The organism is Chitinophaga niabensis (assembly GCF_900129465.1).
In the GTDB taxonomy this organism is placed as follows: domain Bacteria; phylum Bacteroidota; class Bacteroidia; order Chitinophagales; family Chitinophagaceae; genus Chitinophaga; species Chitinophaga niabensis.
In genome coordinates this window covers 2737359-2751403 of record NZ_FSRA01000002.1, presented here as the reverse complement: position 1 = coordinate 2751403, position 14045 = coordinate 2737359, and the positions used below count along the sequence as shown (strand labels likewise).

Sequence of the window (14045 nt, the reverse complement as noted above, 5' to 3'; positions counted from 1 at the left end):
TTTTTTTATCGCTCTTTGCGTAGTCTTATCCTGTCTTCCTCAAATTCATGTTTCCTGTCCCGCAGCTCCTGGTCCAATTCTCTCTTTGCTACCTTTTTCTCCTTTTTCGTTTCATATTTTCCGTCCTCATATTCCTTCATTCTTTGTTTTACATCCTCCTCATACTCTTTCTTCAGTTCAACCAGTTCCATTTCATACGCCATATCCTCCTGTAAGCCCTCCATTTTCCGGCTTAGGGCATTCATCTTCTTTTCCATATCTGATACGGTAGCCGGCTCTTTGATCACGTTCTTCACCACTTCCATCATTTCCAATAACACGGACCTGAACTGCTTTTGCAGGGATTCCGAAATACCGGTACCGGAAAAGGAGATCTGAGCTGGATCGAATTTAGTAAAGGCCAGGAGCATGCTATCCCTGCGCGGCTGGGGAAGTTGTGCCAGGCCATGCAGGTTTGTGCCCGGGAACTGAAACTTGAAATCTTTGTCGGGGTGGCCGGGGGCTGTTTCCTGTGCTGTTGTAAAAGACTGGAAACCAGCCAGCAGTAAAAAGGTAATCAGGAGCTTTTTCATTCAAACGGTAAAATTTGCTCCCATAAAACAAGAGGTATGCCAAAAAAAAATCCTCCCGGTTTGCACCGGGAGGACCATATACTTTCTGTAAGCTTAGCTTAGTGCTTGTGAGTGCTATCAGCGTGAGCAGCAGCAGAATCAACCGGAGCCAGAGCAGCAGAATCAACAGTTGCAGCAGAATCAACAGCAGGAGCTGCGTTCAGCGCTGAAGAATCAGTTGTTGTTGTAGTTGAATCAGTAGTTGAAGTTGAAGCATTGTTACAAGCAACAAACATACCGGTAGCGATAGCTAATACGAATAATTTTTTCATGTTGATTTTGTGTTTTAAATCGCCGCAAAGTTATGCAAAATTCTTATTATACAAAATATAATTTTATATAATATGCACTGAACTACTTCTTTCTAAAGAAAATCTTCAGTGGAACCCCCTGAAAATTAAAGTTTTCGCGCAATTTGTTCTCCAGGTAGTTCCTGTAGGGCGTTTTTATATCGTCCGGCAAATTGGCAAAGAAAGCAAAAGCAGGGGTATGCGTAGGTAATTGCGTTACATATTTGATCTTGATAGGGGTGCCTCTTACCACTGGTGGTTTGAACGCATCTATGGCTTTGAGCATTATCTCGTTCAGCTTGGAGGTCTGGATCTTACGCTTCCTGTTCTCATACACGTCCAGCGCCACTTCTATCGCCTTGAAAATCCGTTGTTTCTCAGGTACGGAGGTGAAAACGATGGGAACATCCGTAAAGGGAGCAATACGTTCTTTAAGTTCCTTTTCGTAATCGCGGGCGGAATTGGTATGTTTTTCCACCAGGTCCCATTTATTTACCAGGATCACAATGCCCTTTCCTTTACGGGCGGCCAGGCTGAAGATACTGATATCCTGTGCGGTGATGCCCTTTTCGGCATCCAGCAGCAGCATACAGATATCTGCTTCATCCAAAGCCCTTACGGCACGGATCACGGAATAGAACTCCAGGTCCTCATGCACTTTATTCTTACGACGGATACCGGCGGTATCTATCAGGATAAATTCTTTCTGGTAGAGATTATACCTGGTGTGAATAGTATCGCGGGTGGTACCGGCAATGTCTGAAACAATGTTCCGCTCCTCTCCTATGAGTGCATTCAGCAGGGAGGATTTACCTACATTCGGCTGACCGATGATAGCAATCTTTGGAATATCGCTGTCCGGGCCTTCCGCCTGTTCATCATCCTCTTTGATCAGCGCGGTTATTTCATCCAGTAACTCACCCGTGCCGCTTCCGCTCATGGAAGAAAGGAAATGCACGTGTTCAAAGCCCAGTCCATAGAACTCTGATGCCTCCAGCTGGCGCTCATGGTTATCTACTTTATTCACTGCCAGGAAAACAGGTTTATTGGAGCGGCGCAGCAGATCTGCTACATCAGCATCCAGGTCTGTGATACCGGTTGTAACATCACACATGAAAAGCACCAGGTTGGCTTCTTCCATGGCGATCTTCACTTGTTTACGTATCTCACGTTCAAATATATCTTCGCTTTTGGCAACAAAACCACCAGTGTCTATCACGTTGAAGGACTTACCGTTCCATTCAGCGATCCCGTACTGCCGGTCGCGGGTTACCCCACTGGAGTCATCAACGATAGCTTTCCGCTGCTCCAGCAAACGGTTAAACAAAGTTGATTTCCCTACGTTCGGGCGGCCTACAATTGCTACTGTAAAACCAGGCATATTATACTATTTAAATTGTACTTAAATCAATCCGTATTCTTTCAGATACAGATCGTTGTCGCGCCATTTGGGGCGCACCTTCACATGTAATTCCAGGAACACTTTACGGTCCAGGAACTTTTCTATATCCACCCTTGCCCTGGAACCTATTTCTTTAATAGACTTCCCTTTTTCGCCAAGGATGATTCCCTTTTGTGTTTCGCGGGTAACGATGATCTCTGCGGAGATCTTGGTCAGCGTGGTCTTTTCTTCAAACTGTGTTACCAGCACTGCCGTATGATATGGTATCTCTTCTTCGAAGAGTAAAAAGATCTTTTCACGGATGATCTCTCCCACGAAGAAACGTGTAGAACGATCTGTGAGCGTGTCTTCCGGGTAAAAAGCCTCGCTTTCCGGCAGGAATTCGAGGATCTGTTTTAACAGCACATCCAGTCCCTTTTTCTGCAGGGCAGAAATGGTGATCACAGCTTTGGCTTTGCCCCATGCTTTGCAGCGTTCGATCAATGCATCCAGTTCAGCCTGTTCCAGCACATCCATTTTATTGATCACCAGCAGGCAGGTGGCTTTCAGCTTAAGGGAATCAAACATCGCCAGGCATTCTTCCACATTATCTTTTGCCTCCATCATCAGCAGGGCTACATCCGCATCTTCCAATGCAGAACGTACGGCACCCATCATTTTCTCATGCATCTTGTACTTGGGATCAATGATACCGGGGGTATCAGAGAATACGATCTGGTAGCCGGGTTCTGTTACCACAGCCATGATCCTGTGCCGGGTAGTTTGCACCTTCGGGGTTACAATAGCCAGCTTTTCGCCCAACAATGCGTTGAGCAAGGTACTTTTTCCGGCATTCGGTTTACCGAAGATGTTTACAAATCCAGCACGATGCATACTATCTGATTTTTACGTGTGACCTAAGCTGTGGGTGCAATTTAGTACAAATAAAAAAAGCCGAATTGCTTCGGCTTTTTAACTTTTTAGAAGTTTGGAGACTGTGATCTCTTTTACTTTTGTAAGGATTGAACTTTTTGCGCCGTTGGCGTTTCAGCCTTCCTCTTTACTTTTTTGTAGCGAGGAGAGGATTCGAACCTCTGACCTTCGGGTTATGAGCCCGACGAGCTACCTCTGCTCTACCTCGCAATGTGGGTGCAAAGGTAAACGAATTTTAATACTCACCAAATATTTTTCATCCTTTGGCGAAAAATAATTCAGCCGTATCCGTGAAGAGGCTTGCCAGCCGGGCCTTACAAAGGAAGTCTTTTACAACATGTAATAATGAGTAAGTATAATATGTAAAGAGATCACAGTCGGGCCACTGTTTAAAACGGCAGGTCATCTGCCGGATTTTCCACCTCCGGTTCCACCGTTCTGCTTCCATTTGTTCTCGAACCACCCGGCAGTAATTTCAGGTCTGTAACCCTTAATTTCAGTACCGCGGTTACCCCTCCTGCATTGTTGTTATACGTGTCCACCACAGGAACGCCTTCCACGAATACATAAGTACCCTGCAGCATATAAGGTCCCACCGCATTGGGATACCACATGGCACAATCTACCCAGACCGTCCGGTCTGTTTGAACGCCCTGCGCGTTCCTGTACCTTTCGTTGTGTGCGACATTAAAATTCAGGACCTGTTTTCCGTTCACTGTGTTCTGCACAGCATTCTTGCCAAGGTGGCCGATGATTTGAAGTTTGATCATTTGATAAATGATTGTTTCGGTTAACAATAATTGTTTCTCAAAATGATCTCTGCTGGAAATATATGGGGAGTACTGTTCCTGGATTAACGGGATGAAGATAATGGAAAAAAACATTTCAAAAAAAAATTGCGCAGAATTCCTGCTGTGTGTCTACCTTTGCAGCAGAAACCGGATAAGCGCTGCTTATCCTTTTCACCTCGGGGTGCCTTACTATCAGGCTGAGATTACACCCGTTGAACCTGACCAGGTAATGCTGTTTAGGAAAGGTAAGTGACGTTTTCCTTACCTGTTTACGATAGTTTGACCATTGCAGCACACACTGTGCTACTATGGCTATGCATCATTTTGAATTATTTGAACAAACAGGATCTACCATGAAAAAATTCATGCTTTTAGTACTGCTGTGCGTGTCTGTATTTACACAGGCGCAGGTTGTTATCACCGGCGTAGTAACAGACAAAACATCAGGCAAACCGCTGGAAGGCGCCAGCATCTCCATTTACAACGGCTCCAGTACACATACAGATCCCAAAGGGCAATACCGCATCACTGTTCCCGGGCATGGTTCTTATACACTGCAGGCAAGCTTCCTGGGCTTCACTACTATACAGGAAAGCATTAAAGTACAACAGAAAACAACGGAGTTAAATATTGCTTTGCAGGAAACAGGCCTCTTTGTAAAACCGGTAGAGATCTCCAGTTTGCGTGCAGGCAGGAATGCTCCCTTTACCAAATCAGAACTGAGTAAAGAAGATATTACCAGGCAGAACCTCGGGCAGGACCTGCCACTGCTACTGAATCAACTCCCTTCCGTAGTAACTAATTCGGATGCAGGTGCCGGCGTAGGTTACACAGGATTGCGGGTACGTGGCAGCGACATCACCCGTATCAATGTTACCGTTAATGGTATTCCGGTGAACGATGCGGAATCCCAGGGTACTTTTTTTGTGAATATGCCCGACTTTGCTTCTTCTGTAAACAGCATACAACTGCAACGCGGTGTAGGTACTTCTACCAATGGCGCCGGGGCTTTCGGAGCTTCGCTGAACCTCAGCACCAATCAGTTCAATGATAAAGCGTATGCAGAAATTGATAACAGTTACGGCTCTTTCGACACCTGGAAACATACTGTGAAAGCCGGTAGCGGTCTGATCAACGGGCATTTCACCGTAGATGCGCGTTTATCCAAGATCTCCTCTAACGGGTATGTTGACAGAGCTGCATCGGACTTACGTTCTTTCTATACCTCTGCTGCATACATCTCCGAAAAAACAGCTATCCGCCTGAACGTATTCTCCGGAAAGGAAAAAACCTACCAGGCATGGAATGGTATTTCAAAAGAAGACCTGGAAACTAACAGAACATATAACTCAAGCGGTACCGAAAAACCAGGTACTCCATATGATAATGAAACGGATAACTACCAGCAGGACCATTATCAACTGTTCTTTAATCATGCCATTCATAATAACCTGAACTTCAACGTAGCCCTGCATTACACACGCGGCCGCGGATATTATGAGAATTATCTTGCGGACCAGAGCTATCTGACCTATGGATTGCCGGAACCCATCATCAACGGTGCCCCTGTTACCGAAACAGACCTGATCCGTCAGCTATGGCTGGATAATCATTTCTATGGCGGCATATTCTCTGTCAATCACAATACCGGCAAGTTCAACTGGAGTGCAGGCGGTGGCTGGAACCGTTATGACGGCAAACATTACGGCAAGATCATCTGGGCAGAACAAGCCATTGAAAAAGATTACCGCTGGTATAACCTGAATTCATTCAAAACAGATCTCAACTTCTACTGGAAGGGGGAATACGCCATCACAGAAAAACTGAAAGCCTTTGCAGACATGCAGTACAGGCATGTAGTCTACGAACTGAACGGCTTCCGCAAGAATCCGGAGATCCGCCAGAAGGAACGCTATGACTTCTTCAATCCTAAAGGAGGCCTTACCTTCCAGCTGAATGACAAACAACATCTTTATGCTTCCTATGCCATTGGCAATAAAGAGCCAAACAGGGATGATTTTGAAGTAGGCTTATTACAGGCACCTAAACACGAAACCCTGCGTAACCTGGAAGCGGGCTACGTGCTTCGCAGCCAGAAAGGTGGCATACAGGCAAACGTATATTACATGAACTACCGCAATCAACTGGTCCTCACCGGCCAGATCAACGATGTAGGCGCATACGCCAGAACCAATATCCCGAAAAGCTACCGCCTTGGGCTTGAGCTGGATGGGCATTACAATCTATGCCCCCAGCTCACTCTGGCAGGGAACATTGCTTTGAGCCGCAACCGCGTATTCGATTACACAGAGTTCCTGGACGATTGGGACAATGGCGGACAAAAACCTGTTACGCATAAAGAATCTGATATTTCCTTCTCCCCTAACCTGGTGGCAGGCTATACAGCCAGCTTCAAACCTTTGGCAGGCTTAGCAGTTGACTGGGTTGGCAAATACGTGAGCCGCCAGTTCCTGGATAACTCTTCTGATAAAGCACGTACCCTGGATGCCTTCCTCGTAAACGACATACGTATCAATTATATCGTTCCGCAAAAGCTCTTTAGGGAATTAGGTTTGCAACTGATGCTGAACAATGTGTTCAATGAAATGTACGAACCGAACGGCTATACTTATGGTTACCTGGAAGGGGGAACCGTAAAATCTTCGAACACTTATTTCCCCATGGCAGGCTTCAATTTTATGGCCGGAATAAGGATCGGTTTATAATATTAAAACCCGCTACTACAGCGGGTTTTTTATTTGCTTTGGTTACATGATCTTTAACCTTTCTTCTTCCAGGTCAATCTGATACAATTGCTGGCGGATGATCTCTTCATCAACCGACGGATCTTTATTGAGTTCTGAAAGGTATTGCCGTTGGATTTCGAGTACTTCAAAGAAAATGGCCTTCGTTCTTTCATTCATCCAGCTATCGTCTGCGGCCTTGGCCTTTTCTTCCCAGTGCTTCATAAATTTTTCAAGGCCTGCTGCGTTATCGATCTGTTCCTGATCATATTTACCTTTAATAAACTGATAGACATGTTGCTTCAGACCTTGTTTCATTTTCTGCCTGACTGCTTCTTCTGCTTCATCATCAAATATCCCATTCAATGATCTGGAACGGGTTAAAAAATAGGGAAGTGTAAGCCCTTGCACTACGAGTGTAAGCAATATCGCAACAAAAGTGATGAACAATATAAGGTTCCTCTGCGGAAAGGCTGTACCGTTATCCATAGCCACCGGTATAGCTAATGCCGCAGCCAATGATACTACGCCACGCATACCCGTCCAGCCAAGCAATAACGGCATCAGCAATTGCCTTCTCCTGGAAGAGGCCCGGGGCAATGCACCCGGACGGAAAACAAGTGTGGCCACCAAAGCAGCATAAGAACTCAGGATCCGGGCTGCAACCAGCACGCCTGTGACCAACAAGCCATAACCAATGGCGGTACTTAGGGGAATGCCTTTCGAGCGCAGCCCTTCTACAATTTCCGGAAGCTCCAGCCCTATTATCAGGAAAACAATACCGTTCAAAATAAATACAAAACTTTCCCACACGCTATAGCCCTTGATGCGGCTGGCGCTGTTCAGAAAGATCAACCTTCTTCCAGACATAAACAAACCGCCGCTTACCACCGCCAATACACCAGAACTGTGAACCTGCTCGGCTATCCAATACAATAAGTAAGGCTCAATGAGTGTAAGTGCTATGTCTGAGGGTGGATCTGTAGGCAGGCGCTTATGTGCCTGCACAAATACCCAGCCTAACAGCAAACCAATACCTACACCACCAATCACCATCCATAAAAAGCTAAGCGTTGCTTCATACCAGATAAACTGCCCGGTATTAACTGCCACCAATGCAAAACCGAAAATGATCAGTGAAGATGCATCATTTAGCAGGCTTTCCCCTTCCAGTACGGCCGAAGTGGATCTAGGGATCTTTACAAACCTGGTAATGGCTCCCGTACTTACTGCATCGGGTGGGGATACTATTCCACCCAATAAAAACCCCAGGGCCATTGTAAACCCGGGAATGAAGTAACTGGTAACCAATGCTACAGAGAATGCCGTAAAAAATACTACAAGGAAAGCAAAACTGCTGATAATGCGCCACCATTTCTTCATCTCCTTAAAAGAGACAGACCAGGCTGCTGCAAATAACAAGGGTGGAAGAAATATGAGGAAGATAAGATCGGGGTTAATTTTAACTGCTGGCAGGCCGGGAATGAAACTAACTAACAATCCTGCAACCACTAATAATATGGGATAAGCAATCTTGAGTTTGGCAGCCCACATATTCAACAGCACTATGGCGGCTATCATGGCCAGCAGAAAAGGCAAAAGTGTATGCATGAAGACCTGGATTTATATTGCTTATATGAAAGACAAACACCGGATACAGGTAATTTGTTCTTTAATATAACATATAATAATTCCGTAAACAATCTGTTGTTCCAACGCTACCATTTAAAAGGTCCGGGAAGGCCCCAGAAATTGCTAAAGCAATGTTCCTATCCCTCCGGCAGGCATAACTAATTGATCTTTTTACTACTTTTAGTCTAAAATCAACCAATCCAACTGCCGGAGGGAGAATGAGCGAAAAGATAAACAATGAAAGGGAGCTGCTGGCCAGTGTGGCACGGGCAGATGAGAGAGCTTTCGAAAAGATCGTTCATCATTATTACCCCCGGCTGCTCCCATTTGTTATTAACATAACAAAAACAAAATACGCAGCCGAAGAAATAGTTCAGGAAGTATTCCTGCGCCTCTGGCAACATCGCCATGAGCATGAGCGTATTTATAATCTCAGCTCCTGGTTATTCACCATCGCTTCCAATCTTTCCCTTACCTATATTAAAAGAGCGGCCCTGGAAGGCAAACTCCTGAAACTAATACAACTCAGCCAGGCAGAGAGCACATTGGATGCAGAAGAAAGGCTCAACTGGAAAGAAAGCGGCCTGCTGATCCACGAGGCGGTTCAACGCCTCCCACCCCAGCAACAACTCATTTACCAACTCAGCCGCCAGGAAGGGTTGAGCAATCCGGAAATAGCTGAAAGACTGAAACTCTCTCCCAATACCGTTAAAAACCACCTGGTAAAGGCTATTCAGTCCATCCGCGTCTTTATCCGGCGCACTACCACAATTTTTTTTTAACCGGACTAGTACGATAGACCGGTTCGATAGTTATATATGTACAGCGCAATTATTCCACTACTATGAGCATACAGCAACAGGAAAGGCTTTCCGACCTGCTTACCCGTTATTATAAGGGTAACCTGGCGGAAGCCGATGCAGAAGAGTTATCCTTTTATCTGAAGGATGACCGGAACAACGATACCATCCGGCAGGTCCTGACAGGTCTGTCTGCGGAAGTTGCTCCGGCGGAAGTTGACATGGCTGATATGCAGCGTTTGATCCGTAATGTGAAAGAGGTTTCCAGTGATAGCGATAATATCAGGCGGCTGTCATTTACCCGGATCGCGGCTGCAGCCGCAGTACTGTTAATGCTGGGCATAGGAGGATATTTTCTTTTAATTCCACCTGCTGAAAAACGGATAACCGTTAAACGGTATAAGGATGATGTGCAACCAGGAGGAAATAAAGCCATGCTGACTTTGAGTGATGGCAGCACCATCAGCCTGGAAGATGCTCAGCAAGGCTCCCTTGCACAACAGGGAGGTTCGCAGGTGATCAAATCAGCAGATGGAGAACTGGCTTATAATAAAAACGGGCTGCCGGGTGAAGAGATCCAATATAATACACTGACCACACCGCTTGGCGGACAATACCGGATCACTTTACCGGATGGCACCAGCGTTTGGCTTAATGCCGGTAGCTCCCTCCGCTATCCCACTGCTTTCACAGGAAAGGACAGGAAAGTGGAACTGAAAGGGGAAGGTTATTTTGATGTAGCGAAAAACGCCACCATGCCGTTTTATGTGATGCTGAACAATGGTGTGGAAGTAAGGGTATTAGGCACACAATTCAATGTCAATGCCTACAGCGATGAAAAGAACATTGCCACTACCCTTGTGGAAGGCGCTGTGCTGGTAAAGAATAAGGAAATAGCCAATGTATTGCAACCAGGTCAGCAGAGCCTGGCCGGCCAAAATGATAATACCCTGAAACTGGTAAAGAACGCAGATATAGCTGCTGTAACGGCCTGGAAAGAAGGTGTGTTCAAATTTAATGATGCGGAAATTGAAACCGTGATGAAACAGCTTTCCCGCTGGTATGACATAGAGATCGTATACGAAGGTAATCCTGTAAAAGAATATTTCAACGGCACTATTCCAAGGAATGTTCCGGTATCAAAAGTATTGGAATTGCTGGAACTGACCGGTCTTGTACATTTTAAAATCGAGGGGAAAAGAATAATAGTCACATCCTGATAAATAAACTATCAGGCAAAGATCAACCATTTATAAACATTAGACATTAGACTTCCTTTAACGGGAGCAGATCAGTTATTTAGAAAAACCGGATCGGGATATCAATTTTTAATCACCCAAAATCAATTGTATGATTTTAACTGCTTGGTGCCAAACGAAGCAAGGTACCTTATGCCTGCCAACCAAAGTCAAAAAATTAGGCCTGTTACTACTGCTTGTTTTTTCCGGGTTAGCCGGCCATGCGCAAGTGGTTACATTGAAGCTTCACAATGAACCGCTTGCTAAAGTTTTTAAAGAGATAGAAAAACAGACCAGCCTCACCTTTATCTATGGAAAAACACAACTGGACAATGCAAAAACAGTAGACATTACGGTTGAAAAAGTACCACTGAGAGTGGCACTTGATTATTGCTTCATGAACCAGGAACTCCGGTACTATATAAGAGATGAGAAATATATAGTTGTGATCAACAGGGAACGTTATATCAGCGATAGAGGAAATGTAACTACAACCACACCTACCCGGGTAACTGAAGTTACAGGCCGCGTTACAGATGAAAAAGATCAGCCGCTGGAAGGTGTTACTGTAAGAACTGCATACAAAGCCACCAGCGTAACAAAGATCGTTAACACCGATCAGAATGGTGATTACAAGATTAACGTAGCTGATAACACCAACCTGGAATTCAGCTTTATTGGTTACCAGTCAAAAAACATCACCGTGAAAGCCGGTGGCCGTTACAACGTAGTACTGGAAATAGTTCCCGCGAAGCTGGACGAACTGGTGATCACGGGTTATACCGCCAAAAGTGCCAAAGAACTCACCGGCTCCGTTCAGAAAGTTACAGGTGATCAGTTAAGAAGCAGCGTTAGCACGCCGAATGCATTATCTATGCTGAAAGGTAAAACTACCGGCTTATACATTACGGAAACAACCGGCGAAGCCGGTGCTAAAGGACAGGTAATAGAACGCGGCCAATCCTCCATGGCCACTGCCACCAATAGTTATTATGGCCCACTGTATGTTGTAGATGGTGTGATCACCAACTATCAATCATTACAGGATGCCGTGAATCCCGCCGACGTGGAAGATATCTCCATACTTAAAGACGCATCCTCTACGGCTATTTATGGTTCCCGTGCCGCTCAGGGTGTAATTGTTGTAACCACCAAACGAGGCAAAAGAGGGAAACTCGGTGTGAACCTGGCCATGCAATATGGTAGTGTGCAACCGGTACGTGATATCCGCTTCATGAACACCACCGAGCTAATCTCCTTTATGGATAAGCAAATGCAACGTTACTGGGAGCAAACACCATCTATCCAGGCAACCTTCCCTAACGTAGCAGACTTCATCAACCAGCGCAGAACTTATTCAGATGCAGACCGTAATAATAACTTCAATTGGGAAGACGCCATCTACAGTAACGGTAATTTCCGCAACACAGAGCTGAGCATCAGCAGCGGTTCAGATAAAACGAAGTTCTATGGCAGTGTAGCCTGGTATAAAGAAAACGGCGCATTGTATGATAATACCTTCGACAGAAAAAGCATTCGCCTGAACATCGACCAGACGCTTTCGGACAAGTTTACTGCCAGCATTGGCATCAGTTCCATCCTGGACAAAACAGTGAAGCGCAATGGTGTTCCGGAATTATATATGATCCAGCCTTTCCAGAACCCCTACGGCGCAAATGGTAAACTGGCGGATAGCCTTCCCGTTAAACAATCCAACAACTACGGCCCTGCCTACACCACCTGGACGCAGAACTTCCTGGCGGAAACGCAATATGACAATACGGCCATTACCAATGTGCAAAATCACCTGGGCTCACTTCGGTTGAGGTATGATATCTTCCCCTGGCTGTATATCCAGAGTTCAAACTCGCTGAACTATATGGGCACTTCCTTCAACTCCTATTTCGACCCTCGTTCCTATTCCGGCAAATATGGCGGATATCCTTACCTGTTCACAGCGGCGAGCCTGGTGATCCCTAACGGTACTTTATCCATCAGAGACACGAAGTACACCGACTATCTTACTTCCAATACGCTGAACTTCCGCAAATCCTTCGGCAAACATTCCGTATTCGCACTCGTAGGTCAGGAATGGGGGAAACGTACAACCGAAGTAATGACTACGGATATGTACAACCTGTTACCGGGCGAAAGGAATATGGGTGCTGCCAAAGGATATGGCACAGCAGTATATCTTGCTTACATTACCCCTACTACGGCTCCCTACGCACCTGCCGGTAGTTACCAGGAACGTGCTACATTTTCCACTTTCGGACAGGCTGACTATAATTATGATCAGCGTTATTACGCTTCCGTTGCCATCCGTACAGATGCCACAACGAATTTCGGAAGGGATAAACGATATGGTACGTTCTATTCTGTCAGCGGTGGATGGTTGTTATCCAACGAAGCATTCCTGGCAGGGAACAGCGTGATCAATAACCTGAAATTACGCGCAGTATATGGAACTTCCGGTCGTGATCTGGGAGATGGTTATCTGAATACCACTTTCTATACAGATGGATTAAGATATGGTACACAAACCAATGTTGGCTCTACCATCTCACAATTGGCTAATCCAGGTATTTCCTGGGAAACCATGTATAACAGCAATGTAGGCCTGGATCTGGGTGTATGGAACAGGATCGAGCTCACGGTTGATGCATACCATAAAAGAAGCGCCGGTCTGTTGCAGAATGTAACACTAACATCCGCCCAGGGTTCCCTCAGTCAATATCAGAACATTGGAGAGATCATCAATGAAGGGCTGGAGATCATGCTCAATACCCATACGGTGAAAAGCAGGAAATTTAACTGGTACACCAACTTCAACATCAGCTTCAACAAGAACCACATCTCCGCACTTTACCAGGATTCATTAAGGGATAGCTATTCCGGTTCCTATTACCGCAAGATCGGTGAAGATATCAATGTGATCAAAGCCATCAAATTTGTAGGCATCAATCCGGCTAATGGGAATATGATACATCAGAATGTAGACGCTTCCGGCAAAGTAACCAATGTGGAAGGCATCGGCAATACCACTAACCTGGCCAACTGGCAGGTGGTAGGTTCTGCTACTCCGAAATTCTTTGGCGGTATCACCAATACTTTCAAGTATATGAATTTCACCCTGAGCATGGAATGGTGGTTCCAGTACGGGAACTATGTGATGATGTCCCTTGTAAGTAACTTCCAGTCTCCCAGCGCACCAAGGCTGGGCAGGAACAATGTATTATTCGGCGATAACCAGCATGTATGGCAGGGCCCAGGTGATACAGAAGCTAACTATCCGGATGTGTTCAGTACCAACGCCAATGCATGGTCTGCACTTACTTACCGTTCTTCCCGTCTATGGGGAAATGCCAGTCATGCCAGGTTGCGTAACATAAGATTATCCTACGATCTGCCACGTGCCCTTACACAACGATGGAAACTGCAGAATGTCACTGCTTACGTAAGTGGTGATAACCTGGCGGTGATCAAACATAAAGATTTTGTGGGAGCAGATCCTGAAGGCGCCGTACTCAATACCAGTACTTCCTACGGTGGTGTAGGAACAGGTTTTGCCAACCCCAGGCGTTTCCTGGCAGGTGTTAATGTAGCATTCTAATCATTAAAAAAG

The 14045-nt window shown here is 45.6% G+C and carries 10 protein-coding genes, 1 tRNA gene and 1 riboswitch; of the genes, 4 read left to right on the top strand and 7 right to left on the bottom strand.

Annotated features, from left to right (window positions below; genetic code table 11):
- Window positions 1–5: 5 nt before the first annotated feature.
- From BUR42_RS28565 to BUR42_RS28540, 6 genes are all read right to left on the bottom strand, one after another.
- Window positions 6–572, bottom strand: a complete 567-nt coding sequence (locus BUR42_RS28565) for a hypothetical protein (protein ID WP_074242930.1) — start codon at window positions 570–572, stop codon at window positions 6–8.
- Window positions 573–670: 98 nt separating this feature from the next.
- Window positions 671–883 (bottom strand): hypothetical protein, encoded by a 213-nt coding sequence (locus BUR42_RS28560; protein ID WP_074242929.1) that lies wholly within the window; start codon window positions 881–883, stop codon window positions 671–673.
- 82 nt (window positions 884–965) lie between these two features.
- A complete protein-coding gene (der, locus tag BUR42_RS28555) occupies window positions 966–2282 on the bottom strand; it encodes a ribosome biogenesis GTPase Der (protein WP_074242928.1) in 1317 nt (438 codons plus the stop codon).
- Window positions 2283–2303: 21 nt separating this feature from the next.
- Complete coding sequence (era, locus tag BUR42_RS28550) at window positions 2304–3176, bottom strand: GTPase Era (protein ID WP_074242927.1); 873 nt, start codon at window positions 3174–3176, stop codon at window positions 2304–2306.
- Between the two features lie 177 nt (window positions 3177–3353).
- Window positions 3354–3425, bottom strand: a tRNA-Met gene (locus BUR42_RS28545).
- Between the two features lie 179 nt (window positions 3426–3604).
- Window positions 3605–3985 carry a single-stranded DNA-binding protein gene (locus BUR42_RS28540; RefSeq protein WP_159442363.1) on the bottom strand — a complete coding sequence of 127 codons (381 nt, stop codon included), beginning with the start codon at window positions 3983–3985 and terminating at the stop codon, window positions 3605–3607.
- 188 nt (window positions 3986–4173) lie between these two features.
- Window positions 4174–4266, top strand: a riboswitch (TPP riboswitch).
- Between the two features lie 93 nt (window positions 4267–4359).
- On the opposite strand from BUR42_RS28540, the gene BUR42_RS28535 reads away from it, so the two are divergent.
- The gene (locus BUR42_RS28535) at window positions 4360–6732 is read left to right on the top strand and encodes a TonB-dependent receptor (protein ID WP_074243275.1); all 2373 of its coding nucleotides are present in this window, start codon (window positions 4360–4362) and stop codon (window positions 6730–6732) included.
- A gap of 42 nt (window positions 6733–6774) precedes the next feature.
- Here the strand turns inward: BUR42_RS28535 and BUR42_RS28530 are convergent, their stop codons facing one another.
- Window positions 6775–8361, bottom strand: coding sequence for a Na+/H+ antiporter (locus BUR42_RS28530; protein WP_074242925.1), 1587 nt, complete (start codon window positions 8359–8361; stop codon window positions 6775–6777).
- Window positions 8362–8600: 239 nt separating this feature from the next.
- Between BUR42_RS28530 and BUR42_RS28525 the strand changes: the two genes are divergently transcribed.
- The 3 genes from BUR42_RS28525 (at window position 8601) to BUR42_RS28515 (ending at window position 14033) form a co-directional block, all read left to right on the top strand.
- The gene (locus BUR42_RS28525; RefSeq protein WP_074242924.1) at window positions 8601–9164 is read left to right on the top strand and encodes an RNA polymerase sigma-70 factor; all 564 of its coding nucleotides are present in this window, start codon (window positions 8601–8603) and stop codon (window positions 9162–9164) included.
- A 62-nt stretch (window positions 9165–9226) separates the two neighbouring features.
- A complete protein-coding gene (locus tag BUR42_RS28520; RefSeq protein WP_074242923.1) occupies window positions 9227–10402 on the top strand; it encodes a FecR family protein in 1176 nt (391 codons plus the stop codon).
- Between the two features lie 130 nt (window positions 10403–10532).
- Window positions 10533–14033 (top strand): SusC/RagA family TonB-linked outer membrane protein, encoded by a 3501-nt coding sequence (locus BUR42_RS28515; RefSeq protein WP_074242922.1) that lies wholly within the window; start codon window positions 10533–10535, stop codon window positions 14031–14033.
- Window positions 14034–14045: the final 12 nt, after the last annotated feature.

What these genes read in the sequence shown, in the direction of transcription:
- BUR42_RS28565 (WP_074242930.1), bottom strand. Translation starts at nt 572, where the DNA reads ATGAAAAAGCTCCTGATTACCTTTTTACTGCTGGCTGGTTTCCAGTCT.
- BUR42_RS28560 (WP_074242929.1), bottom strand. Translation starts at nt 883, where the DNA reads ATGAAAAAATTATTCGTATTAGCTATCGCTACCGGTATGTTTGTTGCT.
- der (WP_074242928.1), bottom strand. Translation starts at nt 2,282, where the DNA reads ATGCCTGGTTTTACAGTAGCAATTGTAGGCCGCCCGAACGTAGGGAAA.
- era (WP_074242927.1), bottom strand. Translation starts at nt 3,176, where the DNA reads ATGCATCGTGCTGGATTTGTAAACATCTTCGGTAAACCGAATGCCGGA.
- BUR42_RS28540 (WP_159442363.1), bottom strand. Translation starts at nt 3,985, where the DNA reads ATGATCAAACTTCAAATCATCGGCCACCTTGGCAAGAATGCTGTGCAG.
- BUR42_RS28535 (WP_074243275.1), top strand. Translation starts at nt 4,360, where the DNA reads ATGAAAAAATTCATGCTTTTAGTACTGCTGTGCGTGTCTGTATTTACA.
- BUR42_RS28530 (WP_074242925.1), bottom strand. Translation starts at nt 8,361, where the DNA reads ATGCATACACTTTTGCCTTTTCTGCTGGCCATGATAGCCGCCATAGTG.
- BUR42_RS28525 (WP_074242924.1), top strand. Translation starts at nt 8,601, where the DNA reads ATGAGCGAAAAGATAAACAATGAAAGGGAGCTGCTGGCCAGTGTGGCA.
- BUR42_RS28520 (WP_074242923.1), top strand. Translation starts at nt 9,227, where the DNA reads ATGAGCATACAGCAACAGGAAAGGCTTTCCGACCTGCTTACCCGTTAT.
- BUR42_RS28515 (WP_074242922.1), top strand. Translation starts at nt 10,533, where the DNA reads ATGATTTTAACTGCTTGGTGCCAAACGAAGCAAGGTACCTTATGCCTG.